This window comes from Coraliomargarita parva, assembly GCF_027257905.1.
Lineage (GTDB): Bacteria > Verrucomicrobiota > Verrucomicrobiia > Opitutales > Coraliomargaritaceae > Coraliomargarita_A > Coraliomargarita_A parva.
The window spans coordinates 121310-141741 of record NZ_JAPZEI010000011.1; the positions used below are offsets into that span (position 1 = coordinate 121310).

A 20432-nucleotide genomic window follows, 5' to 3' on the forward strand; every position below is an offset into this window, starting at 1 on the left:
GCCCCAAATTAAAGGTTTTAACAGGTTTTCAGGGCAATTACAGAGGGTTATTAGGACTCTGTATTGAATTCGCTGAGTGCCTCGGCGGCCAGTTCCCACTCGTAATTCTTCTCTTCCAGACGTTTGGCGACGCGTGCGGCCTGCAGGTTGAGGGTCTTTGCTTTTTCCGCATCCGAATAGCTTTCGGGGTCTTCAAGTTGGCCCGAAATCCGGGTTTGCTCTTCCTCCAGGGCCAGAATTTCGGTTTCCAGTTCATTGACCCGTTTTTCCAGAATACGCCGTTCCTTGGCGCTTTCCTTCCGCGCCTCGGCATCCCTCCGCCGCCGTTCCTTGGCGCTGAGTGCCTGATGGGCGGTGCCTTCGGCGGCAGGGCTGCCGTCCGGCCGTGCGTTTTTCAAACCGGCGACCAACCCGCTTTGCTCGGATTCGGCGCCTGATTTTCGCAGATAATAATCGTAATTGCCCGCATAGGCGGTCACGCAGCCGGCTTGGATTTGAATCGTCTGCTCGGACAGCGCCCGGATGAAGTGTACATCGTGGCTGACAAAGACCAGGGTGCCGCTGTAGTCCCTGAGTGCGGCGACAAGGGCGTCGATACTCGACATGTCCAAGTGGGTTGTCGGCTCGTCGAGCAGGAGCAGGTTGGGCGGGGCAAGGAGCAGCTTGACCAGTGCCAGCCGGCTTTTTTCGCCTCCACTGAGGACCTTGACCTTCTTGAAGACATCATCTCCGCGGAAGAGGAAGGCGCCGAGGATATTACGGACATCCTGGTCGCTGCAGCCCGGTGCGGTTTGCTGGAGCGCTTCGTCGAGGACGGTGCGTTCCAGATCCAGCACCTCGACCCGCTGCTGTGAGAAATACCCGACGCTTACGTTATGGCCGAGTTCGCGTGTGCCTGCGTTGATCGGGACCTGGTTGGCGAGGATCTTCAGTAGGGTGGATTTGCCCGCGCCATTGGGACCGACGAGGACGACGCGTTCTCCCTTTTCAACCTGCAGGTTGAGGCCTTCATAGACGAGATGGTCCCCGTAGGATTGTTTGACTTGCTCGAGGGTGGCCACGCGCTGGCCGCTACGTTCCGGTTGGGGAAACTTGAAATGGATGACCGGCGCCTCGGATTCCGGTGGTGCAATCCGTTCCATTTTCTCAAGTTGCTTCATTCTGGCCTGTGCTTGGGCGGCTTTGGAGGCCTTGGCCCGGAAACGGCGGATAAAATCCTCCAGTTGTGCAATCTCGCGCTGTTGGTTCTCGTAGGCTGCTTTGTGCTGGATCTCGCGTTCAGCCTTTTGACGGAGGTAGTCGTCAAAGTTTCCGGTGTAGCGGTGCAGGCGCTGATGCCGGATTTCCGAGATATCGTTGCAGACGGCGTTGAGGAACTCGCGGTCGTGGGAAATGGTGAGGATGGCGCCGGAGTAGGCCTTCAGCTGGCTTTGAAACCAGCCCAGTGTCTCGAGGTCCAAATGGTTGGTGGGCTCGTCGAGCATGAGGAGTTCCGGTTCCATCACGAGCAGGCGTGCGAGGTGGGCCCGCATGATCCAACCGCCGCTGAGCGTGCGTGCCGGCATCTCGAAGTCCTCGTGCCGGAAAGCCAGTCCGGCGAGGATACGCTTGGCTTTGGCTTCGAGCACATAGCCTTCAAGTTCGACAAAGCGTTCTTGAGCGGAGAGGCGTTCGGGAGCCTCGGCGGCGGGGTGCTGGCGAAAAGTTGCGTACACCTGTTCCAGTTCCGGAGTCACTGCAGCCGCCAGTTCCAGCACGGTTTCCTCTCCGGCGGGAGCGCTTTCCTGGGGCAGGTAGCCGATGCGCACCCCGCGTTCAAATTCGACCAGTCCGCTGTCGGATTCGGCTTGCCCCAGCAGGATGGAGAACAAGGTGGTCTTGCCTGCGCCATTGGGGCCGACCAGCCCGACCCGCTCACCCTTGTTGAGTCGGAAGGAGAGGTCGGAGAACAGCACTTTCGGGCCGAAGGCTTTGCTGAGTTTCGAGACGGTGAGCATACAAGGGATGAAGCGATGTCTGGGTGCGGGGCGTCTGGCAAAGAAAAATTCAAGGGAGAGCGGCTTTGCTGCAGGCAAGTCTTGATTGTCGGGGCTCAGTGTGTTCGCTTGCTGGGCATGACCCGCTCTGTTGCCCGGAACCATCCGCTTGCCATCCTCTACCAACCCCGCCGTACGGTGCAGGGACTGCTGGAGCGGAAAGCAGGGCATGGCTTGGCGGTTTCCATCGCGGTGCTCTTTGGCGTGGTGCAAAGCCTGCGTGCGGTGCTGTTTTCAGGAGGTGGTAATCCGGTACTCTTGCTGGTGGCGGGCGCGGTTGTCGGTTTGGCCGGGCTGTATTTTTTCGCCTGGCTGCTGCGCAATTTTGCCCGCTGGTTCGGCGGCCATGCCGAGCAGTGGGAAGTACGTCTTGCTCTGGGGCTCGGCTTGTTACCCTGGACCCTGCTTTTCGGTTTGCTGCCTCTGCTTCTTGTCCGCGTGGGGGATGCCGCGGCGGCGCAAACCTATTATCCCCTGTTTATGGTGGGTCTGGTCTACGGCTACGTGATCCTGTTACTCGGTTTGTCCTCGGCCTTGCGCCTGACGGTCCTGAAAACATTCTTTTGCCTCGTGGTCGCCACGCTGGTCAGTATTTTTCCGCTCACGCTGGTGGCCCAACTGATTTTCGGTCCCGCTACCTGATCCTCCCGCGATGCTGCAATACATCAAGATCAAGAACCTCGCTCTTCTGGATGAAGTCACGCTCGAACTGGCACCCGGATTTACCGCGGTCACCGGTGAGACGGGGGCGGGCAAGAGTGTCCTGCTCGGTGCGCTGAGCCTGCTTTCCGGGGCACGCACCGATAAGACCATGATCCGGCAGGGGCAGGAACTGTTGGAAGTCGAGGCGGCCCTGTGGTTTCCGGACAGTGACGTGATCGACCGTGAGCTTGAGGCGCTGGGGCTGCCGGCCTGTGAGGACGGCGTGCTTTTGCTGCAACGCTCGGTCGCACGCAGCAAGATGCCCCGCATCCAGATTAACGGGAGCATGGCGACACTGGCCCAACTTCAGGGGCTGGGGGAGTCCTGGATCGATTTTCATGGTCCGGGGGAGCCGCAGAAACTGTTTCAGGAGCGGCGTCAGTTGGAGATGCTCGACATTTACGCGGGCAATGCCGCGGAACTGGAGGCTTACCGTCAGCAATATCATGTCTGGCGGGCGCTGCTTGATGAAATTACCGGGATCGAGCAGGGCGAGCGTCTGGATGCGGACGAGGTCGATTTCATTCGCAAGCAGATCGCCAAGATCGATGCGGTGGAGGTCAGCGAGGAATCGATCGAGGAACTGGAGCGGGACTACAGCCGAATGGCGAGTGCGCAGGAACTGGTGGGGATCGCTTCCGCCTGTGCCGAAGGCATCGGTGGGGATGAGGGCTTGGATTTGCAGATCAGCCATCTGGTCGCCCGGATGGAAACCCTGGCTGAGCTGGATGCCGCCTCGGAGCCCCTGCTGGAGCGTGCCCGCAGTTTGCAGATCGAACTGCAGGACCTGGGGGATGAATTGGGCCGCTTGGCCGGCGACTATGATTTTGATGCCGAAGCGATCGAAGCTGCGACCGAACGGATGAACCTCTGGCAGGAACTGCGCCGCAAATACGGTGGCAGTGTGAGTTCGGTTCTCGCCCGCCGCGAGGAATTGGCCCGTAAAATCGAGATACAGGGCGATTTGGAAGGCGAGCTGGAAAAGCGCCATGTGCAGGCCGCCAAGCTGGAAAAGGCCTTGCGCAAGCAGGCGTCGGTGCTCCGGAAGGCGCGCGAGAAGGCTTCCGGCCAGCTGGGGGACAAGGCGGGCGCTTTGCTCCAGGCGCTTGGTTTCAAGAAGGCACGGCTGCAGATCGCGTTGACCGAAGAGAAAGAGCTCTCCGAGAGCGGCGACAGTCGTTGCTGTTTCCTCTTTGCCGCCAATGCCGGGCAGGAACTCTTACCCCTGAACAAGATCGCTTCCAGCGGAGAGACCGCGCGCGTCATGCTTGCCCTGAAGACCGTCTTGGCTGAAGCCGATGCGACGCCTTTGTTGGTCTTTGATGAGGTGGACGCGAACGTGGGGGGCGAAGTCGGCCGGGCTGTCGGCGCCGAATTGTCCCGGCTGGCGGACGAACATCAGGTTTTGTGTGTGACCCACTTGCCGCAAGTGGCGTCGCTGGCCCGCAACCATTTTGTGGTCACGAAATCCCAAGACGAGGACAGCACTTCGGTCAGCATTGCACCCATCCACGGTAGCCGCGAGGCCCGGCTTGAAGAACTGGCCCGTATGCTGGGCGACCGGAATTCCGCCTCGGCTTTGGCACACGCCCGAGAACTGCTGGCCTGACGGTCAAGGTTGATCGGAATCGTTAGGATGAAGAGGGTCTGCCTACCCAATGCTTAGCGAGGAAAACATGCTTTGGCCCCTCCACTCTTCGACAACGCTCAGGACAGGCCGCTTTGCAGGAATGGCACTACCTTAAGGGGGATTTGAGAGGAGATAGGTCGTTTGCAGTCGCTTGCATGACTTGAGGTCGGGAGGGCTCCCCAGTCGCCGTGCTACTTCGTGATGCGAAGTCTCGACAAGATCGTCGCGCCGCGGAAACAGGTCGTGTTAATCTGGGCTCGGTCTGTCGAATCGCGGCGATTGGGGACAATCGCCCTCCCTTAAGGTTGTGCCTTTCGTCGCTTTGCAGTCCCCCTCTGCCATATGCGCAAGAATTATGAGAAGAGGTATTAGTGGGGCGCGACATGTTGTATCCTCACACGCTCTTGCGCGGTTATTGGGGGATGCGCACAAAAAAGCCGGCCATGGACGGCCGGCTTCTGAAAGGGAATGGTGCAGCGATCCTACTCGGAATCCGCGCTTGTTTCGGGCTCCGGCAGACCGTTGGTGATCAATTCGTTCATCAAGGAGCTGGAACTGATCATCGCGTTGTAGCGCTTGAGGAAGTTTTGGGTGGTGTCATCTTCCTCGACGGCGCCCATTTCCGGAACTTCCTTGGCGATGACATAGACGAAGCTGCCCTGGCCGCCGCTGGTGATCATGGCAGACAACTCCCCGCCGGCCATGCCGCGTGAGGCCTGGATCAAGGAGGGGCTCAGTTCGCGGGGGGCATCGCTGCCCTTGAAGGTTTCGTAGCTTTGTGCTTCCAGTCCGAGAGACTTGGCGGTTTCCACAAAGTCCGCGCCCTCGGTCAGCTTGGCCTCGAGTTCGGCTTTCAGGCTTACGCCTTTCTCGTTGAAGAGTTCACGCTTCATCTCGACCAGATAGTCACGTTGTACCTCCGTGGCCACGGCTTCGTAGGCGGGAATTTCCGGATCGATGCGTCCTTCATAGATGAGAACCCCGTATCCGCCGTCGTCGAGCGCGTAGGCGTCCGAGTAGTAGCGGTCGTTATTCAGGTCAAAGGCGGATTCCAGCATAGCGCTCGAGATGCGACGCTGCCGGATGCCGCTTTCCGTGTAAGGCTGGATCGGTTTCAGGCTGAGCCCGCTGTCGTTCAAGAGCTTGTTGAATGCGGCTGAGTTGCGCTGGATGCCTTGATCGAAGAGGGTGTAGGCGAAGCTGTCGGCTGCGTGGTTCGCTTGCCGGCCCGCACGTTCCAGGATCCAGTCGGACAAGACGGAGGCCTTCACGTCTTCGAAACCGACCTCTGCTTCGTCTGCTTCCGCATCCTTGGCCTCGGCGGCCAGTTGTTCGGTCGGAGCGGCCTTTTGGGCGGCCTTGTACGCATCCACCAAGCGAGCTCTGTTTTCCATGAAGTGTTCGCGCAGCTGGCTTTCGGTTGGTGCCTCGACCTCGTCCATGTAATCGCTGGTGGGGAAGACGACATAGCTGGCCTGGATGCGTTCCGGAATTTGATAGCGAAGCTTGTTTTCCTCGTAGAAGCTTTTCAGGTCTTCCTCGGCCGGCTCGATTTCGGGCTTGAACTCGGCATAGCTGAGCGAGGCGGATGCGAGGGTGTAGCTGGTGTTTTCGCGTTGTGCCTGTGCCATGGTTTCCGAAGGCAACATGTAGCCGGGGCCCGCCAGGGTCTCTCCGAGCATTTCGAGACGATAGTCTTCTTCGAGCACGGCGACGATCAGGTTGCTTTGCACCCGCGGGTTCGACTCCATGCTATCCACGAAGCTGGTGTAGGCATCGGCGCTGAAGGTGCCGTCCGGGCCGGCAAAGGCGCGGCGTGTCTTGATGAATTCGGTCAGTTCCGCCTGGCTCGGTGCCGGTATCCCGATTTCATCTGCCAGATGCAGCAGGGCAATGCGGCTCATGAGCTCGTTCTGGAACTGCTGTTCGTTTTGTACGGGACGCCCGGTGCGCAGCAATTGGCTCATGGAGGCCTTTTGGCTGAGCAGCTGCATGTCACGTTGGGAGTTCAAGTCGTACTCATAGAACTTCTGCTCGCGGTAGGCGCTGCGGTTGGTGGTGCAGCCGGGGGTGTTGCCGATCGTGAAAACAAAGGCGACAATGACGATACCGAGGAGGCAGAGAAATATCCAGCGACCGTGGCGTATGAGGTGTTTTTGAATCCAGGAGATCATGTGTAATTATAAAAGCAAAGCGCGTGAGGCTAGGCCCGGTGCTGCACCTGTCAACCTATTGGTTGTGCCAGCACCGGCGGCTTGTGCCACTATTTCACCAAGTCGCTGATCTTGGTTTCGGCGGCACCGCAGTCTTTCAGGCTGACGATGTCCTCCAGATAACTCCGGATGGCCGGGGAGGTTTCGGCCACCAGGTCGACCCCCTCGTTATTGCCGTAGGACTCGAAGTCGTTTTTGAAGCGGCCGAGTGTGATCGAATCGACCGGCTTGCCGGCTTGGTAGGCGCGGTCCCGTTCCTCTTCCGCGGTGTTCCCCTCGACCGGATAGAGGTAGCCCAAGCTACAAAGACGTGTGACACAGGTATTCAGGATATGGCTGGGGACCCGGAGCTTCTGATGCAGTTCGCTGGAGCGTATGGGCGGCAGGCCGTGTTGGAAGCGTTGGGCCACGCAGAGTAGGACGCCCAGTGATACCACTTCCTTGCTGCGCTCGCTGATGCGCTGCCAGGCATTTTCGTTTGTCAGGAAATCCGCATTTTGTACGGCATAGGTGACTTGGCCTCCGAGCAGGATGAGCAACCAGAAGGTAAACAGTCCGAGCATGAGCACGATGATGATCCCGACCGAACCGTAGAGGCTTCGGGTGTCGACCACACGTTGCACGTAAAGAAAGGAGAGCAAGTTGTAGAGGTGGAGCAGGACCACCACCAGAGTCGCTCCGATGAAGGCCGGTTTCCACTGGACCGGGGTATTGGGGATGAAGCGGAAGAAGACTGCCAGCAGGGTGGTCAGTATGATAAAGGCGATGATGGGCGAACAGATCTGGATGAGCGAAGTGAAGAGTGTGCCGAGGGGCAGTTTGCCCATGAAGGCTTCGACTTTGGGCAGGACGTTCAGGGTCAATGCGGCGGCACCGAGGACCGCGCCCAGACTCATGAAGGTCCAGTAGGTCACCACTCGCTCGCCCAGCTTGCGTCCTCGCTCCGCGCCCCAGAGGGTGTTAAAGGATTTCTCGATTGAAGTGAGTACTTGGATCCCGATCACGCAGAGCATGAGGGTGCCGAGCACCCCGACGGTTCCGGATTGCGCCTTGGCGATGAAGCCGTTGATCAGTTGCTTCATCTCCTCTCCCAGTTCGGAGCCCGCGGTGGGGCTGTCGCTGCTTTCCGTGGCCAGCTCCAGTTGGGGGGCGGCAAAGGCGATGGCATTGGTCAAGGCTTCGATCGCCAGGTTTTCCCGTGCCATGCCGCTTGCATCCTTCGGGCTTTGGTCGATGATGAAGCCCGAGATCATGATGCCCAAGGCAATGAGCGGCCCGATCCCGATCAGGGAATAGAAAGTGAGTGCCGCTGCTTGTACAGGAATGTTGTTACGTCGTAATCCTTGCCAGGTCAGGGTGAGTACCCGCAGCAACATGTAGAGCCGGGCCCGGGCAGTCTTGCGCCCCAGGTGTTCCAGTTCCCAAATGTCGCGGGATAGCAGTCGTTCGGTCTGCTGTACGTAGTGGCTGACTTTTGAATTCATGTTCTTGGAAGCCTGGATCCTGTCGCCGGTCCGGGCCTCCCGCAAGTCCGGACTATTTGGTGATCAGCTCGAAGGCGACCACTTCGAAGAAGTCTTTGAATCGGTCCTGCAAGGCCAGATAGGCGAGGAAGCCATTGCCTCCCAGTCCGAGAATCAGCGCGATGAGCATGCTGGGTAGCCCACGGGAGATGGTTGCGAGGAAAATACCGGCACCGGCACCGCCGGAGGCGATCATGAGCAGGGGGTCGCCCAGTGCCCAGCCGACATAGACACCGAATCCGAGGGTGAGCATGGCACGCCCCCGCAGGAGGGGATAGACCTCGGTGACCGCCAGGAACAGGAAGATGGCCATCAGGAAGTCGAAGAAGCCCAACATCAGGAAGGGATAATTGACCACCGTGGCGTAGGCTTCCTCCTCGATGGCCTGGCTCACCATCGCGAAATGCGGCATGATTAGGGACACCGCGGAAAAGAGGACCATCAGGCCCAGGCCCGAGCTGGAGAGGGCCGCGGCACGCTGGTAGCTCTTCTCCTTCTTCTTGAGATGCCGCTTTTGCTCGGTGTTGCCGTCGGCGGCTTCCAGCAGGTCTTCCACTTCGACCGTGTTTTCACCGTCACGCTCGGAGGTGTTTTGCGAGGCTTCCCGTTCCTTCAGGGAAAGCTTCAGTTTTTCACGAACGGGGAAGATTTCAAGGCGTAGCGCTTCGTTCAGGGCGATGGGAATCCACTCCTCTTTGTCCTCGTCGTAGTAAAGTGTGTTTTCCGAAAGCTGTCCGGCTTCAGCAAGCGTGCGAAGCTTGGTCACATCAAAGGGGCCTCGTGATTCGTTATCTTCCGGTGTGCGAATATAATAGTCGGACATATTTCGTCTCGCTTATGAGGTTAGTGGAAAGTCCTTTATTGCTGCCAGTTTAGAGCGATTCCAGCAAGCGAAAAGCTACAGCCGATCTAGAGCTTCGGAATGACCTCCGATATGCTGGTCAGGTACAGGATAACGAGCGTGAAACTATTGAAGCATGCATGGAAGATGATCGATGTCTTCAGGTTGCCACCGGCCTCATAGGCCCTAGATAAAAGGAATCCCACGATGACGAGGGGGAAAAACGAGAGCAGGTTGAGGTGTAGGCAGGAGAAGATGACCGCGCTGATGACCTGGGCCGGAATGAGGGTCGTCTGGCTTTTGAAAAAACGGTAAATGCACCCGCGGAAGACGGTTTCCTCGACAACCGGGGCCACGATGACGGCGCAGAACACGAGTAGAAGGATGGCGAAGGGGTTGCCGCCGGACGCCAGCAGGGTGACCAATGCCTGGGGTTCCGGTTCCTTGATCCAGCCCGCTTGCTGGAAGATTTCCAGCAGGTAGCTCCATGGCATCGAGCACAACCAGATAATGGGTAAGCCCCGGATGAAGGCCGGTACCGCGATGCAGGCTGCCTGCCAGAGGCTAATCTCATTCTTGTTCAACCGGTCGGCAAACTGGCCGGGGGCAAAGCGCCGCAGCAGGATGTAGACGGCGAACATCGGTGCTTGGAGCAAGAGCACGGCGAGAACGCCCAGCCAGGGGGTCAGTTCGCCGTCCGCAGCCTTGATCTGTTCCCTGAACACGATACTGCCGGCGACTTGCGTGAATGTAATGCCGAAGATGAGCGCACAGATGAAGATCAGGAAATTCACCCAGCCAATGGACCATGCGTGGATCCCCGGATCCGGAATGATCTGATGCTTCGGCTTCATTATCCGCATCATCCAGAGCACCGCACTGCCACCCAGGGTGGCAAGAATCAGGACGGTCGCTAGGATCAGCGGCAAGTCTGGCATCTGTGTGGCTTCCATTTCGGCTACGCCACTATGCTGGCACCGTCATAGACTTCTTTGCCGCCGACGATGGTTGACTTGACCTTGCCTTTGAGTTGACGGCCGTTCCATGGGCAATTGCGGGATTTGCTGAAGAAAGCGTCCGGATTGACGGTCCACGCTTCGTCCGGGTCAAAGATGCAGATGTCGGCGTTGGCGCCGGTGCTGAGGGTGCCGGCCTCGAGTTTGCAGATTTCGGCACCCTTGTGGGTCATCAGGGCGATCACCTCGCTGAGGGAGAGCCGGCCGCTGTGGTAGAGTGTGCCCAGACTGCTGGCGAGCGAGTTTTCCAAGCCGATGATCCCGAAGGGCGCATAGTCGAACTCGCAGTCCTTTTCGGTGGGCGAGTGGGGCGCGTGGTCGGTGGCAATGCAGCACAGCGTGCCGTCGCAGAGTCCTTGGATCAGGGCTTCGCGGTCCTCATCGGTACGCAGCGGCGGGTTCATCTTAAAGCCCGTGTCGTAGTCTTCCAGGCAGGCATCGGTGAATTCGATATGGTGCGGGCTGGCTTCGCCGCTGACCGGGATCCCGTGGCGGATCGCTCGGCGCAGAATGCCGACGGAGCGGGCCGAGCTCACGTGCTGCATATGGATATGGGCACCGGTGAGCTCCGCCAGGATGACGTTGCGGGCGACGATGATGTCTTCCGCTTCACGGGGCCAGCCGCGCAGGCCGAGCTTGAGCGACCAGTCGCCCTCGTTCATGACCGCACCGGCGGTCAGGCTGGCATCCTGGCAGTGATCCATGACCGGCAGGTCGAACATCTTGGCGTATTCCACCGCACGGCGCATGATTTCATTGCGCTGCACGCACTTGCCGTCGTCGGTCACGGCGACAACACCGGCACTCTTGAGTTGTCCGGTCGGGGCCAGTTTCTCGCCCTCCATGCCGAGGGTCAGGCAGCCGGTCGGGTAGATGCGGATGACGGACTGCTGCTTCGCCTTGTCGACGATGCGGAGGATCGTTCCTGCATTGTCACAGACCGGGCTGGTGTTCGGCATGCAGACCACGGTGGTGAACCCGCCGGCTGCGGCGGCCCGGGAACCGGTCTTGATGTCTTCCTTGTGCGTTTGGCCGGGATCGCGGAAGTGGACGTGAATGTCAACGAGTCCGGGGGCTACCACGAGTCCGGAGGCATCCACCTTGCGCGCTTCCGCTTTTTGCGTGTCGCTCAGCTTGTCCACGATCTTGCCATTCACGGCAAATACGTCGCCGATGCCATCCCGCCCGTTTGCCGGGTCGATTACACGCCCGCCACTGATCCAAAGTATGTCACTCATTTTGAAAGTTAGTTGGTTTCCGGGAGTTCGATCGGCAGCTTGCGGAAGGCGCAATTGCAGAGGTGAAGGGCCGCCATGCGCACCACGATCCCGTTGGTGACTTGCTGCAGGATGACAGAGCGGTCCGAGTCGGCCACTTCCGAGTCGATTTCCACGCCGCGGTTGATCGGGCCGGGGTGCATGATAATGGCTTCCGGTTTCAGCCATTGCACACGTTCCTTATTCAGGCCGAAGCTGGCGGTATATTCGCCGATCGATGGGAAATGGGTGGAGGTCTGTCGCTCGTGCTGGATGCGCAGGAGCATGACCGCATCGGCGTCTTCCAGGGCCTCCTGGAGATTGTGGCAGACCTTGGCACCCATCGCGCTGAAGCCAGTGGGGACCAGTGTGCTGGGGCCGGCGATGGTCACTTCGGCGCCTAGCTTCTGCAGGCAGATGATGTTCGACCGTGCCACCCGGCTGAAGAGAATGTCCCCCAGGATTGTGATCTTTTTCCCGTCCAGCGTGCCGAGCTTTTCAAGCAGGGTGAAAGAGTCCAGCAATGCCTGGGTCGGGTGAGAGTGGGAGCCGTCGCCGGCATTGACCACCGGGATGTCGACCACCTTGCTGAGATAGTTCGGGGCTCCGGAGGCCGAATGACGCATGATGATGATGTCGGCCTTCAAGGCCTCCATATTCCGGGCCGTATCCCGCAAGGTTTCGCCTTTGGTCAGGCTGCTGGCATCGCCGGTCACCGTGATGGTGTCGGCACTCAGCCGGCTGGCGGCCACCTCGAAGGCCAGACGGGTGCGGGTGCTGGGCTCGAGGAACAGGTTCACCACGGTGCGGCCGTTCAGGTAGGGCTGCTTCTTGTCGTCCGCTTCCATTGCCTGTTTGAAGGCGCGTGCGGCGGTGAATATCGTTTCAATCTCGCCCCGGGAGAGGGGCTCGATGCCGATCAGGTCTTTACGGTTCCAGCTTAGGCTCATGATGTCTCGTGTCGTCATGCGCCGCGACTTTCAACCGGCGCCGGAATCGGAAATGTGGAGCCCTGACCACAAAGCGCAACGAGAAATTCGAGCCGAACGCGCATCCGTGTGCGAGCGCAGTCAATTAAAGACCGCAGGAGCGGGCAGGCTAGGCGCTAGCGCGCCAATGTCGGCGTGAGGAAAGCGCCCAACGCGCGGATTGTCGTGTGCTCCCGATCCAGGCCGTCTTGAAAACGTCGGCGGACCCGATTGTGGCGGTTTCGGCGATGTTTGCGCCATTTTTAGGTTCTTCGCCATTTACCGGGGAAAGCATCGTCGAATACTGGAATGAAGAGAATCTTAATTTTACAACCGCTTCGCAAGAGGTAGGGAGGCAGGGGAGGAGAACAAAGTCATGCCACCGGATAGCTCCTCTCCCCAACCTCGCCCGACAGGGCTCTCTAGCGGAGCGGTTGTGAAAAATAAAATGGAGTGTATGAGACTTCACGTAAATCCTTTGAATCATCAAGGATCACTGTTTATGCAGCCGTTCCCCGGTAAATAACCATGAACCCATTTTTAGAGCGCTTGAATCGCAGTTCAAATAGGCTATAAAGTAAGTAAATACTTACTTTGTGATTGTTTTGGACGCTCTCGACATGCTTGAGGCACCGTATTTGCTAAGAGCTCCCCAGTGCTTTCATCCATGCTAAAGTTTATACGCCTTGCTTGTCTGATATACGGTGCGACCGTCGTTTCGTCCCTTTCGGCCCACACTTGGAATCCGACCATTATTCAAATGGTTTTCGAGGAACCGGGCGTGGTTGAAATCGAGATGGATACCGATCTGACCCGCTACCTCGACGGTGGACCCGCCTACTACGCATTGACGCAGGAGTCGTCCAAGACGCAGTCGGAGGCCATGGCCCGTATCTTCAAGGCCTTTTGGGCAGGCATGCAGCCGCGTAGCGGTGACGAAGCGGTGCAGGGTGAGCTGCTTAGCTTTACCTTGCCGGAGGCGCCGGAGGACGAATTTGGCCGGGTCAACGTGCCGCAAATGACGCGCATGCTCATCCGCGGGACTTTTGAAAACACAAGCGGGCCCTTTTGGCTGCAGCTGGATCCTTCGCTGGCGATCGAGTATCCGATTGCCACCACTTTCCAGGTACCGGCCGCCAATCGCAGCATGACACGTTGGGTGGAACTGGCCAACCAGCCCAGTCAGCGTTTCAATCTCGCCAAATACCTGGCCATGGCGCAGCCGGCCGCTCCGGCCGATGGCGGTGGAGTCGGCACCACGGCAGAGGTGCCTTCGGTTGACATGACGGAAGGGGAGGCTGCGGTGGTGGAAGCGGCCCTGACTTTCTGGCGCTATATCGTGCTGGGTTTTCATCACATCTTCCCCAAGGGGATGGACCACATACTCTTTATTCTCGGAGTCTTTTTGATGGAGCGCCGTTGGAAACCACTGGTGGCTCAAACCTCTGTCTTCACCGTGGCACACACCACCACGCTGGGCCTGTCCGCCTACGGTGTCATTTCCTTGCCGGCCTGGTTTGTGGAGCCGGCCATCGCCGCCACCATCGCCTTTGTCGCGCTGGAGGATGTCTTCTTTCCGAAGCTGGGCTGGCGGCGCTATGCTGTGGTCTTTGGTTTCGGCCTGATTCACGGCCTCGGGTTTGCCGGTGTCCTTGGCGAGGTCGGCTTGCCAAGGGAGGAATTCCTGGTCGCGCTGCTGGGGTTCAATTTCGGGGTCGATTTCGGGCAGCTCTTCGTGCTCGGCGTGGCCTTCCTCTGCGTGGGCTGGTTCTGGAAAAAGCCCTGGTACCGCAAGGCCGTGGTTTGGCCGGCCGGGGGCATCATTGCCGCGATCGGGCTCTATTGGCTGGTCGAGCGAGTCGTCCACTACGCCGGTTTCTAAATTTTACACCCTTTATGAAAACCATCACTAAACGAAACCTACTAACCTGGGCCCTGCGCGCGCTTTTGCAGGCCTGCTTGTTGCCCGTTTCCGCGTTGGCGGTCTATGTCGACATGCCGGAGCGTCCGCCTTTTGAATTCAGCGAGGACATGCAGGCGCGTCAGCACACCGTATTGGTCGCCCTAGGCAAAGCGGAGGCCGACTTGCTGATCAAGGATGTCAATGTACTCGATGTCTTCTCCCTGACTTGGATGGAACATTCGGATATTGTGATTTCCGGTCAGCTTGTGGCCTGGGTCGGGCCGACCGGCACCTATCCGGGCACCGCGCTGAAAACCGTCGACGGGCGTGGTCGCTACGCGGTGCCGGGCTTCGGCGAGTCGCACAAGCACATCGAGAGTTCCTTGATCTCGCCCGAGTATGAGGCCGAAATGGTCCTACCGCTCGGCAATACCTGGACCGCCGAGGCGACCCACGAATTCTCCAATGTGGACGGTGGGCACAATGTCGAATTCTGGCTTAAGCCGCACCAGGAGGGCAGTCCCTTGAAGCTCTTTCCCGCACTCGGTTCCGCCACACCGACCACCGAATACGAGCGCGGTGGCGGCTATTACGGTTACGACGAGATTTACAGCATGATCCACGACAATCCCTGGGTTGTCGGCTTGGGTGAGGTTATGGACTGGCCGGCCGTTTGGGATCCGGAAAATCCGGGCTACCAGCGCATCTGGGAAAATATCCAGGCCACCTTCGACGCACGCGGTGTGATCGAGGGACACGGGGGCGGCATGACGACCATCGATGCCATCAGCGCCTTTGCTGCGGCGGGTCTTTCCAGCGACCACGAAACGAGGCTCGCCCATGAGGCATGGAAGAAGATGCAACGCGGCATTTTCCTCCAGATCCGGAACCCTAATATCACCAACTCGATTGCGTACTTTATCGAGCAGGGGATCAAGGATTGGTCCAACGTCTCCTTTGTGACCGATGACCGCGACCCCTATGTGACGGCTCAGATGGGCACGCTCAACAACGACGTGGTCACTGCGATCGAGGCGGGCATGCCCGTCGAGGCAGCCTACGCGGCGGTCAGTTTCTATCCGGCCCGCCACCACCGAATCGACCACCTCGTCGGTTCGATCGCACCGGGACGTTTTGCCGACGTGCTCCTGGTCAGCGACTTGAAGCAATGCGCCATCGACGAAGTTTATGCCAACGGTGCACTGGTGGCCAAAGATGGAGAATACCTACTCGAGGCGCCGGAAATTGCATGGCCGGAGTGGGCGACGAAGACCATCAACATCGGCCGGGACATTGTCGCGGAGGACTTTATCATCCGATCTCCGGACCCCGATGCCACCGAGGTCACCGCAGCGATCCAAGGGCCCTTCTACACCAAGGCCGAACAGGATGTGGCCATGCTTCCGGTGGTCGACGGCATTGTTCAACGGGATCCGTCTCGGGCCATCATCAAGGTCGCCACCGTCGACCGCTACTCCGAACAGGGCCGCCTCGGTAAAATGTTCTGGACCGGTCTCGGGCCGCTCGATCCGGACAGCGCGATCGCGACTTCGCAGTCACACGACTTGCACAACATCACCGTCATTGGAACCAGCGACGAAGCCATGGCGGTCGCGGTCAACATGCTCGCCGAGCTGCAGGGCGGCATGGTGCTGGTCAAAGACAACAAAGTCCTCGGCTATGTCCAGATGGAGATCGGAGGTCTTATGGCGGATCGCCCGGCCAAGGTCGTCGCGAAGGAACTGGAAACCCTCTACGAAGCGGCCGACCAAGTCGAGTGGATCAATAACACCGGCTTCGCCAAAGGTGTGCGCTACTGCCTAATCACCTGCAGTCCGTTCACTTGGCGCCTGATCATCCCGACCGAAGAAGTGCCCAGCGGCCTAATCAATCTAGTCACCGGCGAAACCATGCCGATTGTCAAGTAGCAGGCCGCCGCAGCCGCTCCGAATTGGATGAGTGACAAAGCCGGGCGCAGTCCTTTGCTGCCCGGCTTTTTCGTGCCTGTCTTCGAACGGAGCAAGGGCATCTTGCTCTTGTTGCCCCAAATACGAGGGTGTTTCCCGATACGATCGACTACCTTCATCAATCGGACGACCCAGTCAGCTGGGAAGGGCACTAGCTGAAGAGCGCGAGTTCGCAGGCAAGCCAGAACTTGGCGGCAGCTTCACTGAAAACATTGGCGTCGTGAGTGCCGGAAATGTCTTTTTCCATACCGGGGCCCGGATTGGAAATAATGGTGTAGGGCAGGTATTCGATCCCGAGGAACTTCGGCAGGATGGGATTCACCAGAGATCCATAAACTGGGATGACCGGGGCCTGATCCGGCTGTAGTTCGCTGATGGCTTTGCAGGTGACGACACGGGAAAACACGTCGTAATGCGACTCGAAGGCGATGCCGTCTTCGTTAACGACTACGCCACGAACCTCTCCGCTCTGCCAGATCCGGCCGACAATGGCCGGGCGTTCCGCTTGGGCTTGGACGGCTTGGCTGAAGTCCAGCCAGAGCGATTCGGAAAAAGGCGTGTCCAAATAGGGCCAGGGCATTTCGCGGGTGCGGGTGACTCGGGGATTATTCCATACGGTTTCGTATTCCGTGCCCGGCAAGCCGCCGAACCAGCTTTTGCTTTCAAAACTCCAGGGCAGGAGCAGGTCGCCGGGTTTGACCCGCTCCTCACCGCTTCGCCAGTCGCCGGATCCGTGGTGGGAGCCGACGATCAGTTGCTTGACGCCGGCTTTCCAGAGAATCCAGAACGCGCGTTCGTAAAGTTGACGTAGGCGGTATTCCCCGCCCGGGGTGCGACCGTAGTCGCGCAGGTAGAGCACGCGCTGGCCATCGGGGCCGGTGAGCAGGTCCATTTTCGGGCCGAGTCCGTATGGGGTGGGGATGCGTTCGAGGCTTTCGCAGGACCAGCCGAGGCGAACCGCCTCTGCCTGGAAGGCGGCGTCCGTCAGCGCCCAAAACGGGCTTTCCGTCATGGAGGCACGCTCAATCCTTGGCCCGTCGTAGGGGAAATCCGAATGCTTCAGGAATTCCGGGTCGAGATCGCCCCAGTCGTGAATGCTGTTACTCGTCGTCATCTTCGTGGTGTTTGCGGACTGTTATAGGTCGGGGTGATGCTCGCCTTCGGGAGGAGCGTCGATGAAACGATCAATCTGCCCCTATGCGGCGTCAGAGCGCGAAGCAGCCCTCGAATTCGGCCGAGCAGGTCCCGTGCTTATTTTTCGCTGAAAAGCGGTCGTCCGACGGGTCCTGAGCAGTCTGTCGGATTCGCTTGATTTTCGGACCATACCGATGCATATTTGCCCTCTTGTTCCTTGAAAGAAGTCTGTTCACTCGAGCAGGTTCTTTCCGAAATGACTTTTAACATTCAACGTTCGACGTTCGATGTGCTTTAGGGGGTGTTCCGGATTCGACCTTGTGTCGTAGTGCGAGGCTGCATGTCGGAGATGATGGAGGCTCCGTATCAATCCATCATAAAAACTAATTGGCGAAGAACAATTCGCTATGGCTGCCTAATTAGTTGCAGCCCGTGGCACCCCTGACACCTGCTAGGGGAGCTGCCGCGTCGACTAGCAGGCATAGCTCGGAATTTGGCCTTTGGTTCCCTGCCGTATTTTTAAAGGTTTGGAATCCGGATAGTCTGCTTTTGAACGCTCCGGGGACGACAATAAACCAAAAGCTAAACATGTAGATGCCACGTGTGAAAACACGAGGGACGCGGGTTCGACTCCCGCCACCTCCACCAATTTCGCCCAGTATTTATGCGGGTATGGTCTTGATTTGCAGATTTGAATCTGCAAATCTGAACTCAAGATGGCCAAACAACGTTTTAAAATTACCCCTTTTACGAATCCTAGTGGCGTAAAGGTTTTTCGCGTTTCGGGCACCTTGGATGGTAAGACCATCCGTAAAAATTTTTCCACGAGGAATGAAGCCGTTACCTGCCGGGACGAGTTGACTGTAAAATTCCTGAATGAGAAATCGGATGGTCAGACTGTCTGGACCACTCTGACTCATGACCAAAATCGCGATGCGATTTCTGCGATCAATATGCTTAAGCAAGGCGGGTCAAATAAGACGCTGTCATTCGCAGTCCAATATCTGTTGAATCACTACCGCGAAGCAGCGGAAACAATGGAGGTTGGAGCTGCGGTTGAGGAGTATAAGGCAGTCAAAGCGCTGGAATTTGACCGTGGCCTGCTATCCAGGCGCCAAGAGCGTGCAATTAGGATCGAGATGGACAAGCTGAAGGAGTATTTCGGCGCGCATATTGTTGGCGAAGTCCAACCTGCCCAGATCGTAGAGTACCTAAACGCCCCGTTGGGTCGATCCAAGGAGGTTCCGACCATCAAGACATGGAACAATCGAAGGGGCTACTTAAGCACGTTCTTCAAGTTTTGTCTGGGGAAGAAGTATGTAGCCGAGAATCCGGTTCTGGAGATTGAAAAGTTCAAGGAGAAAAAGAGCAGAGGGACTGCGGCCACATTTTCTGCGGACCAAGCCCGTGATTTTATGCATGCCCTCGAAAGTTACCGGGGACAGCAGAACAAGGATGGAAGTTGGTGGGGGAAGCCTGGATGTATGGTGCCTTACTTTGCGATAACTCTATTCGCAGGTATTCGACCGGACTTTAAAGACGGTGAGATCGGAAAATTGAGTCAGGATGACATTCGCTCGGATACAGGTGTCATGCTTGTCGAACCTGAAGTCTCTAAGGTAAATGAAAAGCGAACTGTCAAAGTTCAGCCGAATCTACGAATGTGGTTGGATCGGTATCCTTTGGACGAGTATCCCATTATACCAACCCGGATGCGGGATATGTGGGTAGATATCAGAAAAGAATACCACCTGCCTCATGACGTTTTGCGTCATACTTTTATCTCCATGACGGTCGGAGCCTTCCGCTCTGTGGGGGATGCCTCTTTGCAGGCCGGGAACTCGGAGGCTGTGATCCGCAAGCACTATCTGGACCTCAAGAGCGTCGAGGAGGCGGACAAGTTCTGGGGGATCGTGCCAACGGGCATGGAGCTACCTCCCATGGAGAAGAAGGACGGGAGGTACGTCCCGGTCGTCCAGAAAAAGGATGACAAGGATGCCAAGTAGAGGGGCAGCCATCCATTTCGATGGAGTAGTGCGCCTCCGACAGTCCACCCCGACTTGTTTACATTAGACTAGAGAACCAGATCTTTAAATTTCTCTGGTAAGGACCGGACCCTCAATCGGTCCGGCCATTCATCCCAATCTCCGCCGTGGCTGTCTTTGAGCGTGAGACGCTCGCCATTGAAGATCGGGTTGGCTCCGAGCTGCTTGACAAAAAATGCGACACCTTTGCGTTCGCATTCGTCTTTAAGATCGAGAGCCCACTGGAGGTCAAAGTCCGCAGCTTGCGGACCGCTTTCACCTCCTACGATTACCCAGTCGATTCCTGTGAGATCCAGATTTACTGGTTCACGGAGAGGTTCAACTGAAAGACCTCTACAGACGGCAGGTACTTGCCGCAGATAATCGACCTGACGAGCCATACGCTGGTCGATCACAGAAGACATCGGGACCACATTTATCGGCCATTCTTTACCTCGTGATCGAAGGTATTCGGCGAATTCGAGCATCCTGCGCGGACGCTTCGTGAGCCACAACCAGACATGTCTGGAGCCATTGGGTGAAGTTGCCACATCAACGATTTCATTTTCGAGGTATTCGAAGGAAACCCCGTTGCTCAAGGCATCGCCCATATCGGAAACAAACCACAAGCGTGGGAATCCGTTGAGCCATGGCTTGTTCGTTCGATCCAACCCGAGTAGGGGGCGGGTTCGTGCCGCGGTTTCCATACGACCGGGATACAGTGTCACATCCTCAAACCGGTCCGGATGACCTTGGCGGTGGATTCCAACCGCATCGATGACCTTGCCCGCATAGCAGGCGGATGTTTGGGAGTAGATCCTCTGGGTCATCAGGCGTAGCTGATTCTTTTTCAGGCCGCTGATCCCGGCATTGGCTATGGAATTTTCAATCCGTCGCCGCCGGTTCGGGTCCTCATCGACTATATACGACGTGAGGATGCCTTGAATCGATTCTTTGGTTATATTTTCAACTTCACATCTGAGACGATTTTCAATCTCAGAACAAACAGCCCGGTCAGAAAGACGCAACGGACATCCGTCGCAGCCCATGACGGGGTTGATGGTGCCATCGCACCATTGAATTTTGGTTATTTGCATATTAAGTATGCAGGGTGGACTGTCAAAGAACGTAGTATGTATTCTGATAGGCTATACGTTCGTAACAAGCTTATTATCAATGTTTTATTGTTCATGTTGTAGCGTTTTGATGCATCTTGTTT

The 20432-nt window shown here is 57.7% G+C and carries 14 protein-coding genes and 1 other RNA gene; 6 read left to right on the top strand and 9 right to left on the bottom strand.

Features of this window, described 5'->3' with window-relative positions:
* Positions 1 to 50: 50 nt before the first annotated feature.
* Positions 51 to 1997 carry an ABC-F family ATP-binding cassette domain-containing protein gene (locus tag O2597_RS15780; protein ID WP_269526401.1) on the bottom strand — a complete coding sequence of 649 codons (1947 nt, stop codon included), beginning with the start codon at positions 1995 to 1997 and terminating at the stop codon, positions 51 to 53.
* A gap of 117 nt (positions 1998 to 2114) precedes the next feature.
* Here O2597_RS15780 and O2597_RS15785 point away from each other — a divergent pair, with 117 nt between their 5' ends.
* Positions 2115 to 2678: a YIP1 family protein gene (locus tag O2597_RS15785; RefSeq protein ID WP_269526402.1), complete on the top strand. Its 564-nt coding sequence runs from the start codon at positions 2115 to 2117 to the stop codon at positions 2676 to 2678.
* A 10-nt stretch (positions 2679 to 2688) separates the two neighbouring features.
* Entirely contained in the window at positions 2689 to 4347 is a 1659-nt protein-coding gene (locus O2597_RS15790; protein ID WP_269526403.1) for a DNA repair protein RecN, read from the top strand.
* 503 nt (positions 4348 to 4850) lie between these two features.
* On the opposite strand, the gene O2597_RS15795 is transcribed toward O2597_RS15790, so the two are convergent.
* From O2597_RS15795 to O2597_RS15820, 6 genes are all read right to left on the bottom strand, one after another.
* Positions 4851 to 6542: a SurA N-terminal domain-containing protein gene (locus tag O2597_RS15795; protein WP_269526404.1), complete on the bottom strand. Its 1692-nt coding sequence runs from the start codon at positions 6540 to 6542 to the stop codon at positions 4851 to 4853.
* Between the two features lie 89 nt (positions 6543 to 6631).
* The gene (locus O2597_RS15800) at positions 6632 to 8065 is read right to left on the bottom strand and encodes a YihY/virulence factor BrkB family protein (RefSeq protein ID WP_269526405.1); all 1434 of its coding nucleotides are present in this window, start codon (positions 8063 to 8065) and stop codon (positions 6632 to 6634) included.
* A gap of 52 nt (positions 8066 to 8117) precedes the next feature.
* Positions 8118 to 8927, bottom strand: a complete 810-nt coding sequence (locus O2597_RS15805) for a DUF4339 domain-containing protein (RefSeq protein WP_269526408.1) — start codon at positions 8925 to 8927, stop codon at positions 8118 to 8120.
* Between the two features lie 86 nt (positions 8928 to 9013).
* Positions 9014 to 9898: a CPBP family intramembrane glutamic endopeptidase gene (locus O2597_RS15810; RefSeq protein ID WP_269526409.1), complete on the bottom strand. Its 885-nt coding sequence runs from the start codon at positions 9896 to 9898 to the stop codon at positions 9014 to 9016.
* A 5-nt stretch (positions 9899 to 9903) separates the two neighbouring features.
* Positions 9904 to 11199 carry a dihydroorotase gene (locus O2597_RS15815; protein WP_269526410.1) on the bottom strand — a complete coding sequence of 432 codons (1296 nt, stop codon included), beginning with the start codon at positions 11197 to 11199 and terminating at the stop codon, positions 9904 to 9906.
* 8 nt (positions 11200 to 11207) lie between these two features.
* Positions 11208 to 12185, bottom strand: coding sequence for an aspartate carbamoyltransferase catalytic subunit (locus O2597_RS15820; RefSeq protein ID WP_269526411.1), 978 nt, complete (start codon positions 12183 to 12185; stop codon positions 11208 to 11210).
* A gap of 760 nt (positions 12186 to 12945) precedes the next feature.
* On the opposite strand from O2597_RS15820, the gene O2597_RS15825 reads away from it, so the two are divergent.
* Positions 12946 to 14067, top strand: coding sequence for a HupE/UreJ family protein (locus O2597_RS15825; protein ID WP_269526412.1), 1122 nt, complete (start codon positions 12946 to 12948; stop codon positions 14065 to 14067).
* Between the two features lie 14 nt (positions 14068 to 14081).
* The gene (locus O2597_RS15830) at positions 14082 to 16016 is read left to right on the top strand and encodes an adenine deaminase C-terminal domain-containing protein (RefSeq protein ID WP_269526413.1); all 1935 of its coding nucleotides are present in this window, start codon (positions 14082 to 14084) and stop codon (positions 16014 to 16016) included.
* 190 nt (positions 16017 to 16206) lie between these two features.
* Here O2597_RS15830 and O2597_RS15835 read toward each other — a convergent pair whose 3' ends face one another.
* Positions 16207 to 17169 (bottom strand): hypothetical protein, encoded by a 963-nt coding sequence (locus tag O2597_RS15835; RefSeq protein ID WP_269526414.1) that lies wholly within the window; start codon positions 17167 to 17169, stop codon positions 16207 to 16209.
* 317 nt (positions 17170 to 17486) lie between these two features.
* On the opposite strand from O2597_RS15835, the gene ssrA reads away from it, so the two are divergent.
* Positions 17487 to 17837: a transfer-messenger RNA gene (gene ssrA, locus O2597_RS15840) on the top strand.
* Between the two features lie 68 nt (positions 17838 to 17905).
* On the top strand, positions 17906 to 19195 hold the full coding sequence (locus tag O2597_RS15845) for a tyrosine-type recombinase/integrase (protein ID WP_269526415.1): 1290 nt from the start codon (positions 17906 to 17908) through the stop codon (positions 19193 to 19195).
* A gap of 68 nt (positions 19196 to 19263) precedes the next feature.
* Here O2597_RS15845 and O2597_RS15850 read toward each other — a convergent pair whose 3' ends face one another.
* Entirely contained in the window at positions 19264 to 20310 is a 1047-nt protein-coding gene (locus O2597_RS15850; protein WP_269526416.1) for a DUF5131 family protein, read from the bottom strand.
* Between the last annotated feature and the right edge of the window lie 122 nt (positions 20311 to 20432).

What these genes read in the sequence shown, in the direction of transcription:
- O2597_RS15780 (WP_269526401.1), bottom strand. Translation starts at nt 1,997, where the DNA reads ATGCTCACCGTCTCGAAACTCAGCAAAGCCTTCGGCCCGAAAGTGCTG.
- O2597_RS15785 (WP_269526402.1), top strand. Translation starts at nt 2,115, where the DNA reads ATGACCCGCTCTGTTGCCCGGAACCATCCGCTTGCCATCCTCTACCAA.
- O2597_RS15790 (WP_269526403.1), top strand. Translation starts at nt 2,689, where the DNA reads ATGCTGCAATACATCAAGATCAAGAACCTCGCTCTTCTGGATGAAGTC.
- O2597_RS15795 (WP_269526404.1), bottom strand. Translation starts at nt 6,542, where the DNA reads ATGATCTCCTGGATTCAAAAACACCTCATACGCCACGGTCGCTGGATA.
- O2597_RS15800 (WP_269526405.1), bottom strand. Translation starts at nt 8,065, where the DNA reads ATGAATTCAAAAGTCAGCCACTACGTACAGCAGACCGAACGACTGCTA.
- O2597_RS15805 (WP_269526408.1), bottom strand. Translation starts at nt 8,927, where the DNA reads ATGTCCGACTATTATATTCGCACACCGGAAGATAACGAATCACGAGGC.
- O2597_RS15810 (WP_269526409.1), bottom strand. Translation starts at nt 9,898, where the DNA reads ATGGAAGCCACACAGATGCCAGACTTGCCGCTGATCCTAGCGACCGTC.
- O2597_RS15815 (WP_269526410.1), bottom strand. Translation starts at nt 11,199, where the DNA reads ATGAGTGACATACTTTGGATCAGTGGCGGGCGTGTAATCGACCCGGCA.
- O2597_RS15820 (WP_269526411.1), bottom strand. Translation starts at nt 12,185, where the DNA reads ATGACGACACGAGACATCATGAGCCTAAGCTGGAACCGTAAAGACCTG.
- O2597_RS15825 (WP_269526412.1), top strand. Translation starts at nt 12,946, where the DNA reads ATGGTTTTCGAGGAACCGGGCGTGGTTGAAATCGAGATGGATACCGAT.
- O2597_RS15830 (WP_269526413.1), top strand. Translation starts at nt 14,082, where the DNA reads ATGAAAACCATCACTAAACGAAACCTACTAACCTGGGCCCTGCGCGCG.
- O2597_RS15835 (WP_269526414.1), bottom strand. Translation starts at nt 17,169, where the DNA reads ATGACGACGAGTAACAGCATTCACGACTGGGGCGATCTCGACCCGGAA.
- O2597_RS15845 (WP_269526415.1), top strand. Translation starts at nt 17,906, where the DNA reads ATGGCCAAACAACGTTTTAAAATTACCCCTTTTACGAATCCTAGTGGC.
- O2597_RS15850 (WP_269526416.1), bottom strand. Translation starts at nt 20,310, where the DNA reads ATGCAAATAACCAAAATTCAATGGTGCGATGGCACCATCAACCCCGTC.